The 1,294-nt window shown below is 70.7% G+C and carries 1 protein-coding gene and 1 pseudogene; both read right to left on the minus strand.

What is annotated here, in order from left to right:
* On the minus strand, positions 1 to 944 hold a 944-nt coding region (locus AC1D01_RS35065), incomplete at its 3' end, for a choice-of-anchor D domain-containing protein (RefSeq protein WP_477874189.1).
* Positions 945 to 989: 45 nt separating this feature from the next.
* Positions 990 to 1,274: pseudogene (locus AC1D01_RS35070) on the minus strand (hypothetical protein); the annotation flags it as partial.
* Between the last annotated feature and the right edge of the window lie 20 nt (positions 1,275 to 1,294).

Here is a 1,294-nt window from a genome sequence, read left to right on the forward strand (position 1 = left end):
GCACCCAAGGTTCCGCCAGTCGCCACCAGCGTCTGCGCACCTTGCGCGCCGATGTTGCCGCCCGTGCTCATCGACACCGTCACCACGCAAGTGCCGCCCGCATCGACCGTGCAGCTGCCCGGTGCCACGCTGTACACGCCGCTGAGGCCCGACATCGCCAGCGTCACCGCCTGGTTGCCGCTGTTGGTGAAGCTCACCGTGCCGGAGGCTGCACCGCCACCCTTCGTGGCGCTCAACGCACCTGCGCCGTTGCCGGTGACCGAGATCGCCGAGCCGTACAACGTGCCCGCCACCGAGGCAGACACCGCACCGGTCGTGCCGCCGGTGGCCGTCAGGATCTGGCCGCCTTGCGCGCCTATCGCGCCAGCCGTCGTCATCGACACCGTCACCGCACAGCTRCCGCCCGCAGGCGCCACGCAGCTTGCCGGGCTCACCGAGTAMGGTGCGCTCARGCCCGACATCGTGAGCGTCGCCGCCTGGTTGCCGCTGTTCGTGAAGGTGACCGTGCCGCTTCCTGCTGCACCGCTCTTCTGCGCTGTCAGGCTCGCTGCGCCATTGCCGGTCACCGCGATCACCGACTGCAGGCCGGTGCCRTTCAGCGCGGCAGACAGCGTCCCCGCRCCSGTGCCGATGCTCASGCYGCCGCTGCGTGCKGCATTGGCCGTCGGCTGGAAGCGCACCGTGACCGMGCAGYTGCCMCCCACCGGCAGCGAGTTGCCGCAGGTCGTSGAGACGAASCCGAAGTCSGTGCCGCTGACCGAGGAGGCCGCGGGCACTGCCACGCTCAGCGGGCCGACACCGGTGTTCGTCAGCATCGCGTTCTGCATCGATGCGCTGCCGACTGCAACATCACCGAAGGCCAGCGCCGACAGGCTGCCCGACGGCGCCTGGCCTGTGCCGGACAGCACCACGCTCTTGACGCCCAGCTCGGTGTTGATGTTCAACCCGCCMGTGCGTGCACCAGCTGCAGTCGGGATGAAGCTCACGCTCACCGTGCACGACGCACCCGCCGGCAGTGTCGTGCCGCATGTCGTGCCCGAGAAGCTGAACTCGCTGCCCGACGCCGACGACACCGCCGCGGCGGTCGGCATCGTGATGTTGATCGCCACGCCGCCGGTGTTGCTCAGCAGCGCCGTGGCGCCGCTGCTCTGCCCGATCTGCGTGGCCGTGAAGACCGGCACGCTCAGCGTGGCCGTCGGCGGCGTGCCGCGCGTCGCGGTCGCATTCGGCGCCGTGCCGGCACTCGCACCGATGGCCGCCAGACTGTTCGGCACGCTGCGCTCCTGCGTCGAGC

The sequence above is a fragment of the Rhizobacter sp. P3_B12 genome (assembly GCF_056402895.1).